A 19,679-nucleotide genomic window follows, 5' to 3' on the forward strand; every position below is an offset into this window, starting at 1 on the left:
TAATAATGAAAAAACAATTAATTCTTGCGATAGCATTACTTGTAACAGTGTTTTCTTTTGCTCAGAAAAAAGAAGTAAAAGCTTTAGAAAAGGCAGTAAATAAAAATAATTATGCTGAAGCTAAAAGCTTAATCACGCAATTAGAACCTATGATAGGATCTATGGACGATAAATTAAAAGATAAGTATTATTTAGCTGCAGCAAATGCATATTTTGCTAATGGAACTTCTAGTGCTGAAGATGTTTTAAAAGCAACAACACTTTTAGATAAAGTAACAGCAGATAATAGTGACGTAACTGTTTTAAGACAAGATATTGAAAATGACCTATTAACTAAGGCTAATGGTTTTTTTACGACTAAAGAGTTTGGTAAAGCAGCAGTTGCTTTTGAAAATCTTTATAATGTAAATAAGGAAGAGCAAGCGTACTTATATTATGCTGCTTCTAGTGCTATTAACAATCAAGATATGGATGGTGCTTTAAAATACTATTTACAACTTAATGAATTAGGTTATACAGGTGTTGGTACAGAGTATTTTGCAACAAACAAAGCAAATGGAGAAGAAGAGATTTTAGAAAAAAATGCTAGAGATAACTACGTAAAACTTGGAACACACGAAAATCCAGGTGAAAGACAAACAGAATCTAGAGCAGGTGAAATCACTAAAAATATTGCTTTAATTTACGCTAATAAAGGCGAAAATGATAAAGCATTAGAGGCTATTGCTACAGCAAAAAAGAACAATCCTGAAGATGTCAACTTAATTATTAGCGAAGCTAATATTTATAATAAAATGGGTGATACTGCTAAGTTTCAAGAGTTATTACAAGAAGCAGCTTTAAAAGTGCCTAACGATCCTACAATCCATTATAACATTGGTGTTGTGTATATGAATAGTAATGAGATAGCAAAAGCTAGAAAGTCTTTTGAAAAGGTATTAGAATTAGATCCAAAAAACTCTGATGCTGCATTAAACTTATCAACTTCATACATAACAGAAGGTAATGCATTGATTGAGCAAATGAATAGCTTAGGAACTAGTAAAGCTGATAATTTAAAATATGACCAATTAAAAAATCAAAAAGGTCAGCTGTTTAATGATGGTGCAAATACGTTATTAAATTATATAAAAATAGATCCAAAAGCTCCAGATTCAATATACGAGCAATTGGCAAATATATATAATGCTTTAGGTGAAACAGAAAAAGCTAAAGAAGCTAAAAGCCATATTAATAAATAGTAGTATTTATTAAGTAGAATAAAAAAAGCCTTCATTTAATGAAGGCTTTTTTATGTTATATAATCTTTTTAATAACCCTAAGTTTATGGGTATGCATTCGTTTATCAGAATTATAAATACCACTGTGATCTAAACGGTCTATTCTTACTTTACCATGAGCATGGATAATGTAATTGTCTTTCATTATAATACCAACATGTGTTATAACACCTTCGTTATTATCAAAAAAGGCTAAATCACCAGGTTCACTCTCTTCAATAAAGCTTAAAGCTTCACCTTGACTTGCTTGTTGCGAAGCATCGCGTAATAGTTTATAACCATTTAGTTTATAAACCATTTGAGTAAAACCACTACAATCAATTCCAAAAGGTGTTTTTCCTCCCCAAAGATAAGGTGAATTAAGATATTTAAATGCAGTAGAAATTATTTCAGATTTAGGATTTTGTTTATCAACATAAACACCTTCATAAGTATGGTTTAATAACGATAACCCATTTAAAGTTGAACCTAAAACAATCGTATTTAATAGCTGATTTTCGTCTTGAACAAATTCAACTAAATCAGACGATAGTTTTAGAGCTTCTAAATTTAGATTTTGATAGGATTCTTCAGTAATTTCTAAATACTGTTTATTATCAATCCAACCTTCATATTTATCATAGGCTAATCTAATCTTACTCCATTGTTTACGTTGCTCCAAAACCTTAAATAAATCGCCATATAGTACTTGCGAAACTAATTCGCTAGTATCAGATGGTTCTAATCTTAAAGGTAAAATACTTAAATTACAAATTCCGAACTGCATTTGTTGATTTTAGTGACGTTGAATAACCATAGCAGAAGCACCACCACCACCATTACATATAGCAGCAGCTCCAATTTTAGCGTCATTTTGTTCTAAAACGTTAAGTAGCGTAATTAAAATTCTAACTCCAGAACATCCAAGTGGGTGACCTAGTGATACAGCACCACCATTTACGTTAACATTAGAATCGTTTAGACCTAAAATTTTCATATTAGCTAATCCAACTACAGCAAAAGCTTCGTTAAATTCAAAATAATCAACATCTTTAAGATCGATGCCAGCTTTATTAATAGCTAATGGTAAAGCTTTAGCAGGAGCAGTTGTAAACCATTTTGGCTCTTGAGCAGCATCTGCATAACTTAAAATTGTTGCAAGAGGTGTTAAACCTAATTCTTCAGCTTTTTCAGCACTCATTAACACCACTGCACCAGCACCATCATTAATAGTAGATGCATTTGCTGCAGTTACAGTTCCATCCTTACTAAAAGCAGGTCTTAAACCAGGTATTTTATCCATTTTAACATTAGTAAATTCTTCATCTTTACTAACAATAATAGGTTCTCCACGTCTTTGTGGAACTTCTACTGGAACGACTTCGTTATCAAATTTCCCGGCTTCCCATGCAGCAGATGATCTATTGTAACTTTGTATAGCGTAGTTGTCTTGATCCTCTCTTGAAAAGTTATATTCTGTAGCACAAGCATCTGCACAAACACCCATTGCATTTTGATCGTATGCATCTACTAAACCGTCTTTTTGTAAACCATCAATTAAAGTAGCTGGACCAAATTTAGTTCCGGTTCTAGCATGAAGGTAATGCGGAATCATACTCATGTTTTCCATTCCTCCAGCAACTACTATATCATTATCACCTAAAGCAATACTTTGTGCAGCTTGCATGACTGTTTTCATACCAGATGCGCAAACTTTATTAATAGTTGTACAAGGTACTGTATTTGGTATTCCTGCATAAATAGCAGCTTGTCTAGCTGGTGCTTGACCATTACCAGCCTGAACAACATTTCCCATTAATACTTCTTGTACTAATTCTGGTTTTAAATTTATTTTATCTAAAGCTCCTTTAATAGCTATAGCTCCTAATTTTGTAGCAGGTACAGTGCTTAAAGCTCCTAAAAAACTACCTATTGGTGTTCTAGCAGCAGAGACAATAACGACTTTTTTACTCATAATTTTTATGTAATATATTAGTCCCACGAAATTACTAATTTTTTAATAAAATTTAGGTTATTCTTGGGATTATAACTTAATAATAGGGTTATAATTTGTTACATTTGATAAACACGAGATTAAAGCATGAAAGATCAAATTAATACCATTTATAAAAACCATTCTCAGTTTTATAAGATATTATTGTTTTTAGCAACAACATTTTTAATCGTTTTTATTTTTCCAAAAAGCGGACGGTTTAAGTATAATTTTGAAAAAGGGAAACCTTGGCAAACCGAAAATTTATATGCACCTTTTAATTTTGCAATTCAAAAATCAAAGCTTAAAGTTACAGAAGAGCAAGAGCTTATAAAAGCTCAAACCACTTATTTTTTTGATAAAAACGAAACCATTGAAGAAAAAGTAAAAAATGAATATGAAAATGCTTTTAATAAAACATTTAATGATTCTATTGGTAACTTTAATAAGTTAAAATCTAAAGGTTTAGTGATACTGAATAATCTTTATCAGTATGGTATATTAAATGAAGATCTTAAAATTAACGAAAAAAGTAACGTGGTAATTTTAGTTGATAATGTTGAAAAAAAATCTGCATTATATACTAATTTAAAAAAACAAGGAAATATAAAAGACAATATTGAAAAAGAATTGAAAGACGAAAATTTATTTAGATATTCAAATAAATTGACAGCTTTGTTTTTTGATATCATACAATCCAACCTATCTTATAATAAAACCCTTACAGATAATGTATTACAAGAGTCTTTAGATAAGATTTCTAGTAATCGAGGTGTAATTGATAAAGGGACCTTAATAATATCAAAAGGAGAGGTGGTAAATGATGATAAATATCAGGTATTAAATTCATTATCAAAGGAATATGAGTCTCAGGTTTGGAGTAAATCTAGCTATAATTGGATAGTTTTTGCATACACATTATTAGTTGCTTTAGCGTTATTAATGCTGTTATTATTTATTAGAAAATATAGGTTAGATGTTTATAAAAACAATACTAAAGTTACTTTTATATTTTTTAACGTCTTAATTATTGTATTACTTACTACGTTAATCATAAATTATAATTCAGAATACGTCTATTTGGTACCAATAGCAATTTTACCCTTAGTATTAAAAGCTTTTTTTGATGCCAGATTAGGTTTGTTTACACATGTAATTACTGTTTTGTTATTAGGCTCTATTGTACCAAATAGCTATGAGTATATGTTTTTACAAATAATAGCAGGTATAGTTACTATTTTAACAGTATCAGAATTATATAAAAGAGCAAACCTTTTTATATCAGTTGGACAAATTACATTGGTTTATATTATAGCTTACTTTGCTTTTTTTGTAATACATGAAGCAAGTATTGATAACTTAAAATGGGAAACCTTTGGACTATTTATATTATGCGGACTTGCAACCTTATTTGTGCAACCTTTAATTTATGTCTATGAAAAACTATTTGGTTTAGTGTCTGATGTTTCATTATTAGAATTATCCGACACCAATTCTAAACTTTTAAAAGAATTATCAAATAAAGCACCAGGTACCTTTCATCACTCATTAAATGTAGCAAATTTAGCTGAAGCTTCAGCCAATGAGATTGAAGCCAATGCAATGCTAGTTAGGGTAGGTGCATTGTATCATGATATAGGAAAAATGAAATCGCCAACCTATTTTACAGAAAATCAATCTTCAGGAATTAATAGTCATGATGAATTATCACCAAAAGAAAGTGCAAAAATAATTATTAACCACGTCTTAGATGGAATTGAAATAGCTAAAAAATATAATCTACCTGATCGTGTAATAGACTTTATTAGAACGCATCATGGTACAAGTCAAGTCTATTATTTTTATATGAAAGAAAAGGCTAATAGTGAAGCTGTAAACATCGAAGATTTTACTTATCCAGGTCCAAAACCTTTTAGTAAAGAAACTGCTATTTTAATGATGTGTGATAGTGTAGAGGCAGCTTCCAAAAGTTTAAAAGAACCAACATCAAGTAAAATTGATAATTTTGTCGAAAATATCATAAATAAACAAAAAGATGACGGTCAATTTTTGAATGCTAACATAACTTTTAAAGAAATTGAATCCATTAAAAAAGTGCTAAAACGCAAGCTTGCAAATATTTACCATCTTAGAATTGAATACCCTGAATAATTTTTCAAAAAAAACAGTAAAAAATGTTGTGTAATTTAAGATGATATCTTAGATTTGCACCCGCAATTAATTGCAAAGTTCATTACAACATAATTAACGGAGAGGTGCCTGAGTGGCCGAAAGGAGCGGTTTGCTAAATCGTCGTAGGTGGAAACACTTACCCAGGGTTCGAATCCCTGTCTCTCCGCTATTATTTTCTCAAAATTTTTATTTTGATAACCTTTTTCGGGGTGTAGCGTAGCCCGGTTATCGCGCCACGTTTGGGACGTGGAGGCCGCAGGTTCGAATCCTGCCACCCCGACTTTTTATTGCTACGGGCTCGTAGCTCAGCTGGATAGAGCACCTCCCTTCTAAGGAGGCGGTCACAGGTTCGAATCCTGTCGGGCTCACTTAAAGCTTCACTAGATATAGTGAAGCTTTTTTGTTTTATATTGATTTCTTATATTTTACTATTCTTTAAATACTTTTAAGATAGAAGTAATAATTGTTATATCTCTTAATAATTAATCTTGATACCATTTTTATGGTATTATAAAAGATTCTTAATTTATCAATTAAGTACGCGTTAATTATTTTTGAAAGTTTAAATATTTAATAAATTTATTACCGACGAAAAAGGAAAGCAATATGAATAAAAAATTAGCTTACTTAAAGCTTCATTAGAAATAGTGAAGCTTTTTTTTAGCCAAACATAAAGTGTTGGTTTTTAAGCGGTTATTTATTTAAATTGCATTTCATCGAATGTTTCAAAAAAATTATTTTGTTTCGAAATAATGATTAATTTTGCACTCCCAAATCGATATGTAAGCAAAAGTTTACATATAATAATTTTTATAAATGAATAACCTACTTAAATTCGTGGCATGTCTATGCCTTATTTTCACATCAACTAGTTGTAGTCTAGAACCTTTAGAGGGTCAGAATTCTAGCAATTCTACAAAAATGAGTGAAGCAACAGCAACTACTTTTTGTGATAATCAAGATCCACAATCTAGACTAATTAACAATGGAACGATAGCGTATACGTTTACAATTATAGATATTGACCAAAATGTTCTTGAAATTTTAAATTTAGCTCCTGGAACTTCATCTTCTTGGTCAAGTTTTAATGAAGGAGAAACTATTTTTAGTATTGATGGGTCTGCAAACAATGTATCAGACAGTAAAGTTGTTTTAGATATGTCTACTTGTACTAAAGTAGAAATCGTAATTAACAATTTTAATGAAGTTAATGAACCAATCATTTTAACTTTAGATTAAATTTTTACTGAACTTATAATAGTTTTTGAGTTTTCGAGGATGGTGGTGAAAAATAAATAGTTTTTACCACCATCTTTAATTTTAAACTTATTTCTAATTTGAGCAACTGTTTCAGGAAAGTTTCGTGTGGTAATATTTGCTTGACTTAAGTTTATTTCTTTTTTATAAGATTTTTTATTGTATGGAATTGTTTTGATTATTTTAAAACGTCTTCCAGGAAATTCAATTAAATCATTACTTGTATATAAATGCGAGTGTTTGTGTAGTTTATATATGTTTTTAACACCTGCAATACTATTAAATGCTCCTGACTTTAAAATGGCTGTATTTGGCTCGTATAGATAATTTAAAGGTTGACTGTAAGTAGGAATAGTTTCTAATTCGTTTTTTAAATTAAAATTAAAACGCTGTGTATCTTTATTGGTAATATTTATTGTTTTGATTTCTATTTTATTACTAAAATTTTTTTCTAAAATCCATAAAAGCTCTTTTACTTCATTATTTACTGCTACACAATGAATGTGTTTTACGTTTTGTAATTCGCTAATTCCAGAGGTAATATCTAAGATTGGTGACGTTTTTATCATTATATTCTTAGAATACTGAAAAAGCATATCCAAGTTTTCTGGAACATTTGGTAAGCAATCTTTAAGTAAAAAAACTTTACCTTTAATATCATTTCTTCTTGATGGATCAATGTAAATCCAATCTACTTTTTTACCTATATTTTTTAAAACTTCTAGGCCATCATTTGCATGAAACGTTATGTTGTTTACTTTTAACTTAGAGGTGTTTTTTTCTACTATTTTAGATAAATTAACGTTTAAATCGCAATGTATTACTGTATCTACTTTTTTTGAAAAATAGTAACAATCTACACCAAATCCTCCCGTTATATCAATGATTGATTTTCCTGAAATTAAATTAGATTTATATTGTGCTGTAACTTCTGAGGATGTTTGCTCTATATTAAGTTTAGGAGGAAAGTATATATTAGGAGTATTAAACCAAGTCGGTAATTTTTTTCACACTTTTTTTAGATTCAATTTGTGTGATTATATCTTGTTTTAAATTATTATCAAAGGGAATTCCTTTTAAAGCTAAATTGGCTACGTCAGAATTAATATTTTGATTAATGAATTCTTGTATTTTGGGGTCTAAAATGTCTTTATTAAAATTAGTCATCCAAGCCTTGTGTCAATTTATTTACCACTCTGTATTCTGATAAAAACTCCTTTGAAATCACTTTTATTGCTGTATAGGTTGGTACAGCTAATATCATACCAACTATACCAAAAAGTAATCCTGCTATGATTATTACTAAAAATATCTCTAAAGGATGAGAATTAACACTTTTAGAAAATATAAAAGGTTGGCTAATAAAATTATCTACAAGTTGTGCGATTATAAAACCAATCATTACATACATTGTTTTTGGTAAAATTACATCGCTAAAATTTTCACCTAAATTACTAGACATACTTAACAGGATTAGCAAAAATGCACTAATTATTGGTCCTACATATGGTATTATATTTAGTAATGCACATAGTGTTGCTATGATTACAGCGTTTTCGATTCCAAAAATTAATAGTACAATAGAGTAAATTGTAAATAGTATTAATAGTTGTAATACTAAGCCTCCAAAATATCTTGTTAGTAAATCACGAATAGTTACAAACGATTTTCTTAATCTTTTTTCATGCTTTTTAGGAAGCACAGTTACTATACCTGTACTCATTAATTTGCTGTCTTTTAAGAAGAAAAAGGAAATAAAAAGTACTGAAAATAATCCTATGCTAAAGCTTCCTAATCCTGATATAAAATAGTTTAAAAATTCTGGTATAACTCCAAAATTAATTTTTGACATTATTTTAGAGTCTTTGAAAGATTCTTCCACTTCGTTTGTGCTTAAGCCAAAATGACTTATTGCTTCCTTATATAAGTTTTCGATATTAGATTGTAATAAATCTATATCTAATAAAGATAAATTTTGTCCTTGTTCTAGAATTAAAGGGATAAATAAACTAATTAACCCGAAAACAAGACTTAAAAATAATATCATGGTAGATACTACAGCCAGCGTATCGGAAAATTTTAATCTATTTTTTAAAAACACGACTAATGGTCGTCCCAACAAGGATACAACTCCAGCTATTACCAAATAAACAATTACAGATTGTATCTTATACACAAACCATATTAATAAGGCTAATCCTAATAGGACAGCACAAGCTTTTAAAATTCCGTTTGCAATTGTTCTTGAAGTCATATATGTAAATATATAATTATTGAAATTTATTTTAGCGAAAACTGTTTAGTAATTTCATATAGTGTGATACTAGTAGCTTGAACAACATTCATACTACTATTTTGGCCAAACATATTTATATGTACTATGGCATCGCTAATTTTTAAGATATCTTCGGATACTCCAAAGTTTTCATCTCCTATAATTAAAGCGATAGGTTGATTAGGATTAAATTTAACTTCATTTAATGCTTGACTATTTGTAGATATTTCTAAAGAAAGAATAAAATAATTGTTTTCCTTTAATTTGTTAACTACTTCAAATGCTGATTTATGCATTTCATAATTCACAGACTTTTCTGTAGCACGAGAAGTTTTGGTCATTTTTCGACCTAAAGGAATGTCTGTTCCACAAAATATTAATTTTTCTATACCAAAAGCATCACAAGCTCTAAACAAACTTCCAATATTTGGTGCGTTTGAAACGTTTTGACATACAACTGTTACAGGAAATTGTTGTTGTTTAAATTTTGAATTGTAGTGTGTAAGTTGCAAATTTATTGATGCTATTTAATACCTATTAGTAAATAAAGATAATATTAGTTAAAATTAAAATGATTTAAGCTAATATAATTTAAAGTATGTAATAGAAGTTAGGCTTATTCAAATTAATTTTCAAAAGCATATTTAACAATATTAGCTCCCATTTTTAAAGCTTTAAGTCTGATATCTTCTGGATCATTATGTACTTCTTGATCTTCCCAACCGTCTCCTAAATCACTTTCAAAAGTAAATAGTACCACTAATCTAGAGTCATGATATAATCCAAAAGCTTGTGGTCTTTTACCGTCATGCTCATGAATTTTTGGTAATCCGTCTTTAAATAAAAAAGCAGTACTAAAAATTGGATGTGTTGTTGGAAGCTCTTCTAATTCTTGATTTGGAAAAATTTGTTTTAAAGCTGCAACAACATAAGGTTGCATTCCATAATTGTCATCAATATGCAAAAAACCACCTGACTTTAAATAAATACGCAAATTTTCAGCTTCGTCATCGTCAAATATTACATTTCCATGACCTGTCATGTGTAACAAAGGAAACCTAAAAACATCACTACTTCCTGCTTCTACGGTTTCTGGTTTTGTATTTATTTTGGTATCAATATTTGCGTTACAAAACTTAATAAGGTTAGGTAGTGCTGTTGGATTACTGTACCAGTCTCCACCACCTTTATATTTTAGTATTGCTAAATCTTGACTATGTAAGAAAACAGAGAATAATAAAAATACTATTAAGTGTCTTAGTTTCATAAATTACTCGTTTATAAAAGCAATACTATGACATGCAACTATTGCTGCAGTCTCTGTACGTAACCTTGTTTCTCCCAAAGTTACAGGAATAAATTTATTCTGAATTGCCATTTTTATTTCTTTAACAGAAAAATCCCCTTCAGGTCCAATTAAAATGGTAATTTTTTTATTAGGAAGTACTTGTGATTTTAAAGATTTTTTATCGGTTTCCTCGCAATGAGCAATATAGGTATCTCCATCAAAACCTTGATTAATATAGTCTTTAAACGTTATTGGCGCATTTAAAATAGGGTAGTAGCAGCTTAAAGATTGTTTCATTGCAGATTGAATTATCTTATCAAAACGTTCAATTTTGACCACTTTTCTTTCGCTATGATCACAAATTATTGGTGTGATGCTGGTAATACCAATTTCTGTAGCTTTTTCTAAAAACCACTCGTAACGATCATTCATTTTAGTTGGTGCAACAGCTAAATGTAATTGATAATTTTTAGGCGCTTGATGTGTGGTGTTCAAAATATTTACAACACAGTTTTTTTGATCTGCAATGGTCAACTCGGCTTCAAATAAATACCCTTTACCATTGGTAATATTAAGTAGGTCACCTGTTTTTTTACGTAATACTTTAACAATGTGCCTACTCTCGTCCTTAGGAAACGAAAATTGATTAGTATCTGGAGCTATATCTGGATTGTAAAATAATTGCATATCACTTATTTTGCGATTACCTTTAAAACTTTAATTTCCTTAATCTTTTTAATTCTTTCGGTTTTTAAAATAATATAAAAACCATTGCTTTCTTCAACTCTTACAGTATAAAGGGTATCTAGTTTATTATCTAAATTAAAGGCTTGTTCTTCCACTTCTAAAGGCATTTTTCCTTCTTTTAGCCATCCAGAATCTCCACCACGTTTAGCGTTTTTATCCATAGAATAACGCTTTGCTAAATCGTCAAAACTTATACCTTCTTCAAAAGATTTAAATATTTCATTTTTATATTGTACAATTTGTGTCGCATCTAGCGTGTTACCATCAAAATAGATATAACTAATACGGTAATGTCTCTCGTCTGTTTTATCTATAACCTTGTAATGTGTTGTATTAAATTCCGATTTAACGACCTCTGTACCACCAACACTAGTGTTCATTAATTTTGTAGCCAGTTTGGTTTTGTGCTTTTCTTCGTTAAAAATTAAAATTTTATTTTTTCTAGATTTTTTACTTACCAAAAATTTTTCAGCTTGTTCTACCGTTATAATAGTATCTAATTCTTTTTCTAAATCTTTTTGAGCATATATAGAAACAGTTAGTAAGCAAATAGTAAGTTTAATAAGGGTTTTCATTTTTTATAAAGGAATTTTAATTTCAACAAAAAAACAAAATTAAAATTTAAATGAAGATAAATTATTGCTTTTAGTACTATCGCAATTATATTTTAAGTCTAGAGTTGGCCATAACATTTTGTGCTGCAAAGTCACCATCTAAAAATTTTAGGTAGCCAACAATAGCTATCATTGCTGCATTGTCTGTGGTAAATTCAAATTTAGGCACATAGGTTGTCCAACCATGCTTGGTTTCGGCATCTTTTAACGCTTGTCTAATTCCGCTATTTGCAGATACACCACCACCTATGGCAATATGTTTAATATCTGTTAATTTAACTGCTTTTTTTAACTTGTCTGTCAGAATACCAATTATAGTATATTGTATAGATGCACAGATGTCGTTAAGGTTTTCTGCTATAAAATTAGGGTTAAGTTTAACTTGTTTTTGGATAAAGTACAACACAGCAGTCTTAAAACCTGAAAAACTAAAATTAAGTCCATCCACTCTAGGTTTAGTAAAAGGGAAGGCTTTAGGGTTACCTAGTTTTGCAAGTTTGTCTATTTGTGGACCAGCAGGATATCCTAACCCTAATATTTTACCACTTTTATCAAAAGCTTCTCCAACAGCATCATCAATAGTTTCTCCAATAACTTCCATATCAAAGTAATGTTTGACTTTTACAATCTGTGTGTGTCCACCAGAGATAGTCATGGCTAAAAATGGAAATGGAGGCTTTTTAAAACCGTCCTCTTCAATAAAATGCGCCAATATATGTGCTTGCATATGGTTTACATCAATTAAAGGGATATCTAATCCAAAAGCTAACGATTTTGCAAATGATGTACCTACAAGTAGGCTACCCATTAATCCTGGGCCTTTTGTAAAAGCAATTGCACTAAGTTGGTCTTTAGTAATTCCTGCTTGCTTTAAAGCTTGATCTACTACAGGGACAATATTTTGTTGATGCGCTCTAGAGGCTAATTCTGGTACAACACCACCATAGGCTTCATGTATTTTTTGACTGGCAATAACGTTGCTTAATATTTTTCCGTTTAGGATAACAGAAGCAGCTGTATCATCACAAGAACTTTCAATTCCGAGTATATAAATATTTTGTGAAGTCATTAGTTATTTTTAGGCATAATAATTGTTAATTTTGATGAAATGTTTAACAACTCAATTACATTTGTTATAATAATTACAAAAGTAAGGTATTCCGTATAATTTTTAACTTTAAAAGTAATATCAAAAAAATTCTCAAAATAATAGGTAAACTGATAGCTATTTTGCTATTGTTATTCGTCATTGTGGTGTTAGTTCTATCTATTCCTGCGGTTCAAACGCGTTTAGGTAAATCTGCCACTAATTGGGTAAATGAGCAATATAAAACTAATATTAATATAGAAAAGATTGGTTTACAGTTTAATGGAGAAGTTGAGATTAAAGGCGTATTAATTAGAGATTATAAAAAGGATACATTAATTAGTGCAAGCCAGCTAAATACATCCATAGTTAATTTTAAAAATTTATATAAAGGAAAATTAAATTTTGCAGACATTGATTTAGAAGATTTTATTTTTAATATCGTTACTTATAAGGACGAAACAGATACTAATCTTGATGTTTTTGTTGCTAGATTTGACGACGACAATCCTAGACCAGAAAAAAGCACCTTTTTATTATCCTCTAGTGATGTAACAATTTCTAACGGAACGTTTAATTTTATAAACTATAATAAGGAGACACCAGAGATACTAAATTTTCATGGTATAAATTTAAATGGAACCAATTTTGTAATTGATGGTAGTGATGTCAAAACCAGAATAAATACCATGCAATTTGTAGATAGTCGTGGTTTAAAATTAGAAAATCTAACCTCTAATTTTTCGTATACATTATCTCAAATGCGTTTTGATGACTTAAATTTAAAAACACCACAGTCTTATCTGCAAGGAGATTTAATATTTAGTTATAACAGAGCAGATTTTAAAGAGTTTGAAGACAAAGTTAAAGTAGAGGCTAATTTTACAGAAGGAAGCGTTTTATTAGACGAATTAAATGTGTTTTACAACGAATTTGGTATAAACCAAAGAGCAGATTTTTCGACAAAATTATATGGCACACTTAACAATTTAACTGCTCAAAATTTAAAGTTAGAGACCAGTCGAAACACTAAAATTTACGGAACACTTAATTTTAAAAACCTATTTAATGCTGAAGATAATAACTTTGCTATGCAAGGTGATTTTGAAAATTTATCCTCAAATTATAAAGACTTAAAAGCACTGCTACCTAATGTATTAGGGCAATCAATACCAACCATATTTGATAAGTTAGGAAACTTTAAGGTGGTTGGAAACACTAATATTACAACACAAAAGATAAAAGCAGATCTAGAGATAAGCACCTCTTTAGGTTACGTAAATTCCAATTTAGAGATGTCTAACATTGATAATATTGATTACGCATCCTATAAAGGTAATATTATTTTGGACGAGTTTAATTTGGGTAAAATGTTGGACGATCCCAATTTAGGTAACACCTCGTTAAATGTAGATGTTGATGGTGTTGGTTTTAAAAAAGAAAATTTAAAAACTCAACTAAAAGGTGACATTTACAGTATAAATTATAACAAATATACTTACCAAGGTATTGTAGTTAATGGTCAATACAAACAAAGTAAGTTTAATGGTAAATTAGTTGCTAACGACAAAAATTTACAACTAGAGTTTAATGGATTAGCAGATTTATCTAAAAATGTTAGAACTTTTGATTTTGAAGCCAAAGTTGATTATGCCAACTTAAAAGCACTTAATTTTTATAACAGAGACCAACAATCAGAGTTTAAAGGTATAGTGGACATGAAAATGACTGCTAATAATATCGATGATGCAGTTGGTAGTATCAATTTTAAAAATACAGTGTATAAAAATGAGAACGACACCTACACATTTAAGGATTTTGCTATTAGTTCAGAGTTTTTGGACAACGAGCGATTTATTAAAGTAAACTCTCCAGAAATTGTGGAAGGACAATTAAAAGGAAACTTTAAATTTAATGACTTAGGGCTACTTTTTGAAAATTCGCTTAAAAGTATTTACACCAATTACGTTCCTAATAAAATTAAGGGTAATCAATATGTAGACTTTAATTTTAAAATTTATAATAAAATTATTGAAGTCTTTTTACCAGAAGTAGAAGTAGGCGCAAACACTTTTATTAAAGGTCGTGTAGAGAGTAACGAAAAAGCATTTAAACTAACGTTTAAATCTCCTAAGATTAAATTGTTAGACTATTTTGCAGATGCAATTGAGGTGCAAGTAGATAATAATAACCCTTTATTTAATACTTACGTAGAAGTTGATAGCGTGTACACCAAGCACTACAGCGTGTCCAAATTTAACTTAATTAACGTGACTTTAAATGATACTTTGTTTATGAGATCAGAGTTTAAAGGAGGTAAACGTAATGACGATTTTTATAACCTAAGTTTTTATCATACTATCAATAAAGATAACCAATCTGTAGTAGGTTTTAAAAAGAGTGATGTTACTTTTAAGGGTAATAAATGGTATGTTAATGAAGAAAAAAACAAGTTAAATAAAGTAATATTTGACAGAGATTTTAAAGATTTTAAAATTGAAGAGTTAGTTATGAATCATGAAAATGAAGAAATTAAACTAGCCGGAACTATAAAAGACTCAACTTACAAAGACATAAAATTAAATTTTAAAGATGTCGATTTAAATAAAATTGTTCCCGATTTTGATGGTCTTACCTTAGCAGGTAATATTAATGGTAATCTTGATGTTTTACAACAAAACGGAAACTATTTACCAAATTCTGCAATAACCATTGATAATTTAGAAGTCAACGACACTTTTTTAGGATCTTTTGATGCTAAAATTACAGGTAACGCTACATTATCTAATTACATTGTAGATGCCAAGATTAAGGATGATGACACCAATTCATTTACAGCAAAAGGTAATATAAATATTGCTGCAGATGATGCCTATATTGATGTGGATTTGGATTTTAATAAATTTAGTTTAAAAATACTAAACCCTTTCCTAGAAGGCGTTTTAAGCGATATCAGAGGAGATGTTTTTGGAACAGCTAAAGTGGTAGGTAGTTTAGATAAACCTAATTTTAACGGACAATTAAATATAGATAAAGGTGGATTAGGTGTGCCTTATTTAAATGTAGATTATGCTTTTCAAGATAAAGCTTCTGTAACTTTAAAAAATCAAAGTTTTATATTTAATACCATAAATATTACAGATACAAAAGAAGACTCAAAAGGTGTTTTAGACGGAAGTATTAGTCACACTAATTTTTCAAATTGGAAATTAGATTTAAACCTAGAAACACAACGTTTATTAGTATTAGATACTAAAGAAACAGAGGAGTCTTTATATTATGGTACAGGATTTATTGGTGGATCAGCTTCAATTTTTGGACCAACCGAGAGTTTAAGCATCAATGTTATTGGTGAAACTAAAAAAGGTACAGTCTTTAAAATACCATTAAATGATAACGAGTCCTTTGGTGATAATTCAATCATTCATTTTTTAAGTCCAGAAGAAAAGCAAGCCAAAAAAGAAGGTATTGTTTTGGAAAATCAAACAGACACTGGTTTAGATTTAAATTTTGAATTGGATGTAACCGAAGAAGCTGAAATAGAAATAGTAATCGATAAAAGTTCTGGTAGTACAATTAAAGGACGTGGTGTTGGTGGTTTATTAATTGAAATAAATACCAATAATAAATTTAATATGTATGGTGACTTTGTGGTTTATGAAGGCGTTTACAACTTCTTTTATGGAGGCGTTATTCAGAAAAAATTTATTGTAGAGCCATATACAAGTACACTAGCATGGAATGGTAAGCCATTAGACGCTATAATAAACATTGAGGCTAAATATTTAACACGTGCCAATCCATCACCATTATTAGATAGTCCAATTAATAGAAGCATTCCTGTAGAGCTTACTTTAGCTTTATCTGATCGATTAGAAAGGCCAGAAATTAACTACCAATTTGACTTTCCAACTACAAGTTCGACTATTAAATCAGAGCTTGATTATAGGCTTGATACAAATGAAGAAAAAGAAAGTCAAGCCTTATTTTTAATTGCAACTGGTGCGTTTAGTAGTGGATTAAACGATATTAATTTTACGGGAACATTAACTGAGCGATTAAATGGATTAGTTAATAACCTATTATCTAGTGGTGACGGTAAATTTGATATTGGTGTAAACTTTGAAGCTGGAACCAATAACCCAGAATATCAAACAGACAACCGTGTTGGTCTAACATTGCAAACCAAAATATCTGATCGTGTATTAATTAATGGTAAGGTTGGTGTTCCTGTTGGTGGTTTAGGTGATTCTGTTATTGCAGGAGACGTTCAAGTAGACTTTTTATTAAACGAAGAAGGTACACTTACCGCAAAAGTGTTTAATCGCGAAAACAGTATCAGAAACTTTGGAGAAGAAATTGGATACACACAAGGTGTTGGTTTATCTTATAGTGTTTCGTTTGATACTTTTGGCGAATTAATGCGAAAAATTTTCAACCCTTCAAAAGTAGACGAAGAGGATAACGAAGGTGTTATTTTGGAGGACGAAACTCCAGAAAAAAATCTGAAAACAATGCTCCCTTTCCTCAAAATATGATTATCAAAGAAGAGGAATAACAGATTATCAATTCTGTATTTTTCTTCATTTAACAGCCTGTATTTTATTAAGTTATTAACGAAAACGTTATAGTTTTGCGCTTATTGCAAAATTTTGTTAAAAGCGATGTCATATATAATATTTGTTTAGTAATTTTACTTTGATAATAAAAAATACATGTCAAAAACCATAAAAAAAATAGCTGTAATGACTTCTGGAGGAGATGCTCCAGGGATGAATGCAGCCATCCGATCTGTAGCCAGAACTTGTGCATACTATAACATAGAATGTGCAGGAATATATCGTGGCTATGAAGGAATGATAGAAGGAGACTTCAAAGAATTAACAGCACGTAACGTAAAGGGTATTATTAATAAAGGTGGTACTGTTTTAAAATCGGCAAGATCTAAAGAGTTTCGTACTAAAGAAGGACGTCAAAAAGCATACAATGCTCTAAAAGAAGCAAACATTGATGCCTTAGTAGTAGTAGGTGGAGATGGTACATTTACAGGAGCCCTAATCTTTAATCAAGAATTTGATTTCCCAGTAATGGGAATACCAGGAACTATAGATAATGATATTTATGGTACATCACATACATTAGGTTATGATACCGCTTTAAATACGGTTGTAGAAGTTATTGATAAGATTAGAGATACAGCAAGTTCTCATAACAGACTATTTTTTGTCGAGGTTATGGGTCGTGACGTTGGGCATATTGCATTAAATGTTGGTGTTGGAGCAGGAGCAGAAGAAATTTTAATCCCTGAAGAGGATTTAGGTTTAGATAGATTGTTAGAGTCTTTAAGACGTAGTAAATTATCTGGTAAATCGTCTAGTATTGTAGTTGTAGCTGAAGGTGATAAAATTGGTAAAAATGTTTTTGAACTTAAAGATTACGTTGAAGAAAACATGACAGAATACGAAGTGCGTGTATCTGTATTAGGTCACATGCAACGTGGTGGATCTCCATCATGTTTTGATCGTGTTTTAGCAAGTAGAATGGGTGTTAAGGCAGTAGAAAGTCTTCTAGAAGGTAAATCTAATTATATGGTTGGATTGTTAAGCGATACTATAAAATTAACGCCTTTAGAACAAGCTGTAAAAGGAAAATCAAAAATTAACGAAGAATTGATACGTGTGTCAGATATCATGACCACATAATATAAACTGATTACAAATAAAAAAAATAATATGTCAACATTAAAATTAGGAATTAACGGATTTGGTAGAATTGGTCGTATCGTATTTAGAGCGACAGTAAAACGTAGTGACGTAGAGGTTGTTGCAATTAACGATTTATTAGATGTAGATCACTTAGCTTACTTATTACAATACGATTCTGTACACGGAAGATTTGATGGTACTATCGAAGTAAAAGACGGAAACCTTGTTGTTGACGGAAAAACGATTCGTATTACAGCAGAAAAAGATCCAAAAAACTTAAAATGGGATCAAGCAGGAGCAGACGTAGTTGCAGAATGTACAGGTATTTTTACAACTTTAGAAACAGCTAACTACCATATTGAAGGTGGTGCTAAAAAAGTAGTAATCTCTGCACCAAGTAAAGATGCACCAATGTTTGTTATGGGTGTAAATGACGATAAATTAACTGCAGCTGATACAATCGTGTCTAACGCGTCTTGTACAACTAACTGTTTAGCGCCAATCGCTAAAGTAATTGAAGATAACTTTGGAATAGAAGAAGCTTTAATGACTACAATTCACGCAGCAACGTCTACACAATTTACTGTGGATGCACCTTCACGTAAAAATTACCGTTTAGGTCGTAGTGCATTAAATAATATTATTCCAACATCTACAGGAGCTGCAAAAGCAGTAGGAAAAGTAATTCCAGAATTAGATGGTAAATTAACTGGTATGGCTTTTAGAGTACCAACAGTTGATGTATCTGTAGTAGATTTAACGGTTAGAACTAAAAAAGACACATCTTTAGAAGACATTAAAGCAGCTATGAAAAAAGCTTCGGAAGGTGCCATGAAAGGTGTTTTAGGTTATACTGAAGATGCAGTAGTGTCTCAAGATTTTGTTAGCGAAGTGCAAACAAGTGTTTTTGATGCAGACTCTGCAATCGAGTTAAACTCTAAGTTTTTCAAATTAGTATCATGGTATGATAATGAGTTTGGATATTCTAATAAATTAGTTGACTTAGCTCAAAAAATTAATACACTATAATACGTGTAACATTATGTAATTTAAGCACAGTAAATAGATTTTATTAATCTTTTTTACTGTGCTTTTTTTATCTTACCATAAATATTTCAAAATATGATTTTAGTTGTTGATAGTGGCTCTACAAAATGTGATTGGATAGCAGTTGATAAAAACGGAAACCAATTATTAGAAAAAATTCGTACTAAAGGTTTAAATCCTGCAATACTAAGCGAAAAGAAAATAAAAAAATCTTAAAAAATAGTCCTGCATTAAA

At 30.1% G+C, this 19,679-nt stretch carries 17 protein-coding genes and 3 tRNA genes; 10 read left to right on the plus strand and 10 right to left on the minus strand.

The features are described 5' to 3' along the window. Positions 1 to 5: 5 nt before the first annotated feature. Positions 6 to 1,241 (plus strand): tetratricopeptide repeat protein, encoded by a 1,236-nt coding sequence (locus tag AC0L3M_RS03455; RefSeq protein WP_473431845.1) that lies wholly within the window; start codon positions 6 to 8, stop codon positions 1,239 to 1,241. A gap of 55 nt (positions 1,242 to 1,296) precedes the next feature. Here AC0L3M_RS03455 and AC0L3M_RS03460 read toward each other — a convergent pair whose 3' ends face one another. Both AC0L3M_RS03460 and AC0L3M_RS03465 read right to left on the minus strand, forming a co-directional pair. After that, positions 1,297 to 2,046: a C40 family peptidase gene (locus AC0L3M_RS03460; RefSeq protein ID WP_292945889.1), complete on the minus strand. Its 750-nt coding sequence runs from the start codon at positions 2,044 to 2,046 to the stop codon at positions 1,297 to 1,299. Positions 2,047 to 2,055: 9 nt separating this feature from the next. Next, positions 2,056 to 3,234 carry an acetyl-CoA C-acyltransferase gene (locus AC0L3M_RS03465; RefSeq protein WP_292945887.1) on the minus strand — a complete coding sequence of 393 codons (1,179 nt, stop codon included), beginning with the start codon at positions 3,232 to 3,234 and terminating at the stop codon, positions 2,056 to 2,058. Between the two features lie 126 nt (positions 3,235 to 3,360). Between AC0L3M_RS03465 and AC0L3M_RS03470 the strand changes: the two genes are divergently transcribed. From AC0L3M_RS03470 to AC0L3M_RS03490, 5 genes are all read left to right on the plus strand, one after another. Next, complete coding sequence (locus AC0L3M_RS03470) at positions 3,361 to 5,403, plus strand: HD family phosphohydrolase (RefSeq protein ID WP_473431846.1); 2,043 nt, start codon at positions 3,361 to 3,363, stop codon at positions 5,401 to 5,403. Between the two features lie 98 nt (positions 5,404 to 5,501). Then, a tRNA-Ser gene (locus AC0L3M_RS03475) sits at positions 5,502 to 5,590 on the plus strand. A 39-nt stretch (positions 5,591 to 5,629) separates the two neighbouring features. Then, a tRNA-Pro gene (locus tag AC0L3M_RS03480) sits at positions 5,630 to 5,704 on the plus strand. A 14-nt stretch (positions 5,705 to 5,718) separates the two neighbouring features. Continuing rightward, positions 5,719 to 5,792: transfer RNA gene (locus AC0L3M_RS03485), tRNA-Arg, on the plus strand. 553 nt (positions 5,793 to 6,345) lie between these two features. After that, positions 6,346 to 6,663, plus strand: a complete 318-nt coding sequence (locus tag AC0L3M_RS03490) for a hypothetical protein (RefSeq protein WP_473431847.1) — start codon at positions 6,346 to 6,348, stop codon at positions 6,661 to 6,663. On the opposite strand, the gene AC0L3M_RS03495 is transcribed toward AC0L3M_RS03490, so the two are convergent. The 8 genes from AC0L3M_RS03495 to tsaD all read right to left on the minus strand — a co-directional run bounded on the left by AC0L3M_RS03495 (position 6,660) and on the right by tsaD (position 12,674). Continuing rightward, entirely contained in the window at positions 6,660 to 7,250 is a 591-nt protein-coding gene (locus AC0L3M_RS03495; protein ID WP_473431848.1) for a THUMP-like domain-containing protein, read from the minus strand. The two genes, AC0L3M_RS03490 and AC0L3M_RS03495, sit on opposite strands and share 4 nt — an antisense overlap. 415 nt (positions 7,251 to 7,665) lie before the next feature. Next, a complete protein-coding gene (locus AC0L3M_RS03500; protein ID WP_473431849.1) occupies positions 7,666 to 7,848 on the minus strand; it encodes a hypothetical protein in 183 nt (60 codons plus the stop codon). After that, entirely contained in the window at positions 7,841 to 8,935 is a 1,095-nt protein-coding gene (locus tag AC0L3M_RS03505) for an AI-2E family transporter (RefSeq protein WP_292945877.1), read from the minus strand. The genes AC0L3M_RS03500 and AC0L3M_RS03505 overlap by 8 nt, the downstream gene beginning before the upstream one ends. Before the next feature lie 26 nt (positions 8,936 to 8,961). Further along, positions 8,962 to 9,468, minus strand: a complete 507-nt coding sequence (locus AC0L3M_RS03510) for a TrmH family RNA methyltransferase (RefSeq protein ID WP_473431850.1) — start codon at positions 9,466 to 9,468, stop codon at positions 8,962 to 8,964. A 113-nt stretch (positions 9,469 to 9,581) separates the two neighbouring features. Next, positions 9,582 to 10,223, minus strand: coding sequence for a DUF4159 domain-containing protein (locus tag AC0L3M_RS03515; protein WP_292945871.1), 642 nt, complete (start codon positions 10,221 to 10,223; stop codon positions 9,582 to 9,584). Between the two features lie 3 nt (positions 10,224 to 10,226). Continuing rightward, positions 10,227 to 10,931, minus strand: a complete 705-nt coding sequence (locus AC0L3M_RS03520; protein ID WP_473431851.1) for a 16S rRNA (uracil(1498)-N(3))-methyltransferase — start codon at positions 10,929 to 10,931, stop codon at positions 10,227 to 10,229. 5 nt (positions 10,932 to 10,936) lie between these two features. After that, positions 10,937 to 11,566 (minus strand): peptidylprolyl isomerase, encoded by a 630-nt coding sequence (locus AC0L3M_RS03525; protein WP_473431852.1) that lies wholly within the window; start codon positions 11,564 to 11,566, stop codon positions 10,937 to 10,939. A gap of 85 nt (positions 11,567 to 11,651) precedes the next feature. Continuing rightward, positions 11,652 to 12,674, minus strand: coding sequence for a tRNA (adenosine(37)-N6)-threonylcarbamoyltransferase complex transferase subunit TsaD (gene tsaD / locus AC0L3M_RS03530; RefSeq protein ID WP_473431853.1), 1,023 nt, complete (start codon positions 12,672 to 12,674; stop codon positions 11,652 to 11,654). A gap of 161 nt (positions 12,675 to 12,835) precedes the next feature. Here tsaD and AC0L3M_RS03535 point away from each other — a divergent pair, with 161 nt between their 5' ends. The 4 genes from AC0L3M_RS03535 (at position 12,836) to AC0L3M_RS03550 (ending at position 19,660) form a co-directional block, all read left to right on the plus strand. Continuing rightward, positions 12,836 to 17,230 carry a translocation/assembly module TamB domain-containing protein gene (locus AC0L3M_RS03535; protein ID WP_473431854.1) on the plus strand — a complete coding sequence of 1,465 codons (4,395 nt, stop codon included), beginning with the start codon at positions 12,836 to 12,838 and terminating at the stop codon, positions 17,228 to 17,230. Positions 17,231 to 17,407: 177 nt separating this feature from the next. After that, positions 17,408 to 18,394 carry a 6-phosphofructokinase gene (gene pfkA, locus AC0L3M_RS03540; protein WP_473431855.1) on the plus strand — a complete coding sequence of 329 codons (987 nt, stop codon included), beginning with the start codon at positions 17,408 to 17,410 and terminating at the stop codon, positions 18,392 to 18,394. A gap of 30 nt (positions 18,395 to 18,424) precedes the next feature. Next, positions 18,425 to 19,426 (plus strand): type I glyceraldehyde-3-phosphate dehydrogenase, encoded by a 1,002-nt coding sequence (gene gap, locus AC0L3M_RS03545; protein WP_473431856.1) that lies wholly within the window; start codon positions 18,425 to 18,427, stop codon positions 19,424 to 19,426. Positions 19,427 to 19,519: 93 nt separating this feature from the next. Then, positions 19,520 to 19,660, plus strand: a complete 141-nt coding sequence (locus AC0L3M_RS03550; RefSeq protein WP_473431857.1) for a hypothetical protein — start codon at positions 19,520 to 19,522, stop codon at positions 19,658 to 19,660. Positions 19,661 to 19,679 lie beyond the last annotated feature (19 nt).

The sequence above is a fragment of the Olleya sp. KJ81-1 genome (assembly GCF_055808135.1).

What these genes read in the sequence shown, in the direction of transcription:
- AC0L3M_RS03455 (WP_473431845.1), top strand. Translation starts at nt 6, where the DNA reads ATGAAAAAACAATTAATTCTTGCGATAGCATTACTTGTAACAGTGTTT.
- AC0L3M_RS03460 (WP_292945889.1), bottom strand. Translation starts at nt 2,046, where the DNA reads ATGCAGTTCGGAATTTGTAATTTAAGTATTTTACCTTTAAGATTAGAA.
- AC0L3M_RS03465 (WP_292945887.1), bottom strand. Translation starts at nt 3,234, where the DNA reads ATGAGTAAAAAAGTCGTTATTGTCTCTGCTGCTAGAACACCAATAGGT.
- AC0L3M_RS03470 (WP_473431846.1), top strand. Translation starts at nt 3,361, where the DNA reads ATGAAAGATCAAATTAATACCATTTATAAAAACCATTCTCAGTTTTAT.
- AC0L3M_RS03490 (WP_473431847.1), top strand. Translation starts at nt 6,346, where the DNA reads ATGAGTGAAGCAACAGCAACTACTTTTTGTGATAATCAAGATCCACAA.
- AC0L3M_RS03495 (WP_473431848.1), bottom strand. Translation starts at nt 7,250, where the DNA reads ATGATAAAAACGTCACCAATCTTAGATATTACCTCTGGAATTAGCGAA.
- AC0L3M_RS03500 (WP_473431849.1), bottom strand. Translation starts at nt 7,848, where the DNA reads ATGACTAATTTTAATAAAGACATTTTAGACCCCAAAATACAAGAATTC.
- AC0L3M_RS03505 (WP_292945877.1), bottom strand. Translation starts at nt 8,935, where the DNA reads ATGACTTCAAGAACAATTGCAAACGGAATTTTAAAAGCTTGTGCTGTC.
- AC0L3M_RS03515 (WP_292945871.1), bottom strand. Translation starts at nt 10,223, where the DNA reads ATGAAACTAAGACACTTAATAGTATTTTTATTATTCTCTGTTTTCTTA.
- AC0L3M_RS03520 (WP_473431851.1), bottom strand. Translation starts at nt 10,931, where the DNA reads ATGCAATTATTTTACAATCCAGATATAGCTCCAGATACTAATCAATTT.
- AC0L3M_RS03525 (WP_473431852.1), bottom strand. Translation starts at nt 11,566, where the DNA reads ATGAAAACCCTTATTAAACTTACTATTTGCTTACTAACTGTTTCTATA.
- tsaD (WP_473431853.1), bottom strand. Translation starts at nt 12,674, where the DNA reads ATGACTTCACAAAATATTTATATACTCGGAATTGAAAGTTCTTGTGAT.
- pfkA (WP_473431855.1), top strand. Translation starts at nt 17,408, where the DNA reads ATGTCAAAAACCATAAAAAAAATAGCTGTAATGACTTCTGGAGGAGAT.
- gap (WP_473431856.1), top strand. Translation starts at nt 18,425, where the DNA reads ATGTCAACATTAAAATTAGGAATTAACGGATTTGGTAGAATTGGTCGT.
- AC0L3M_RS03550 (WP_473431857.1), top strand. Translation starts at nt 19,520, where the DNA reads ATGATTTTAGTTGTTGATAGTGGCTCTACAAAATGTGATTGGATAGCA.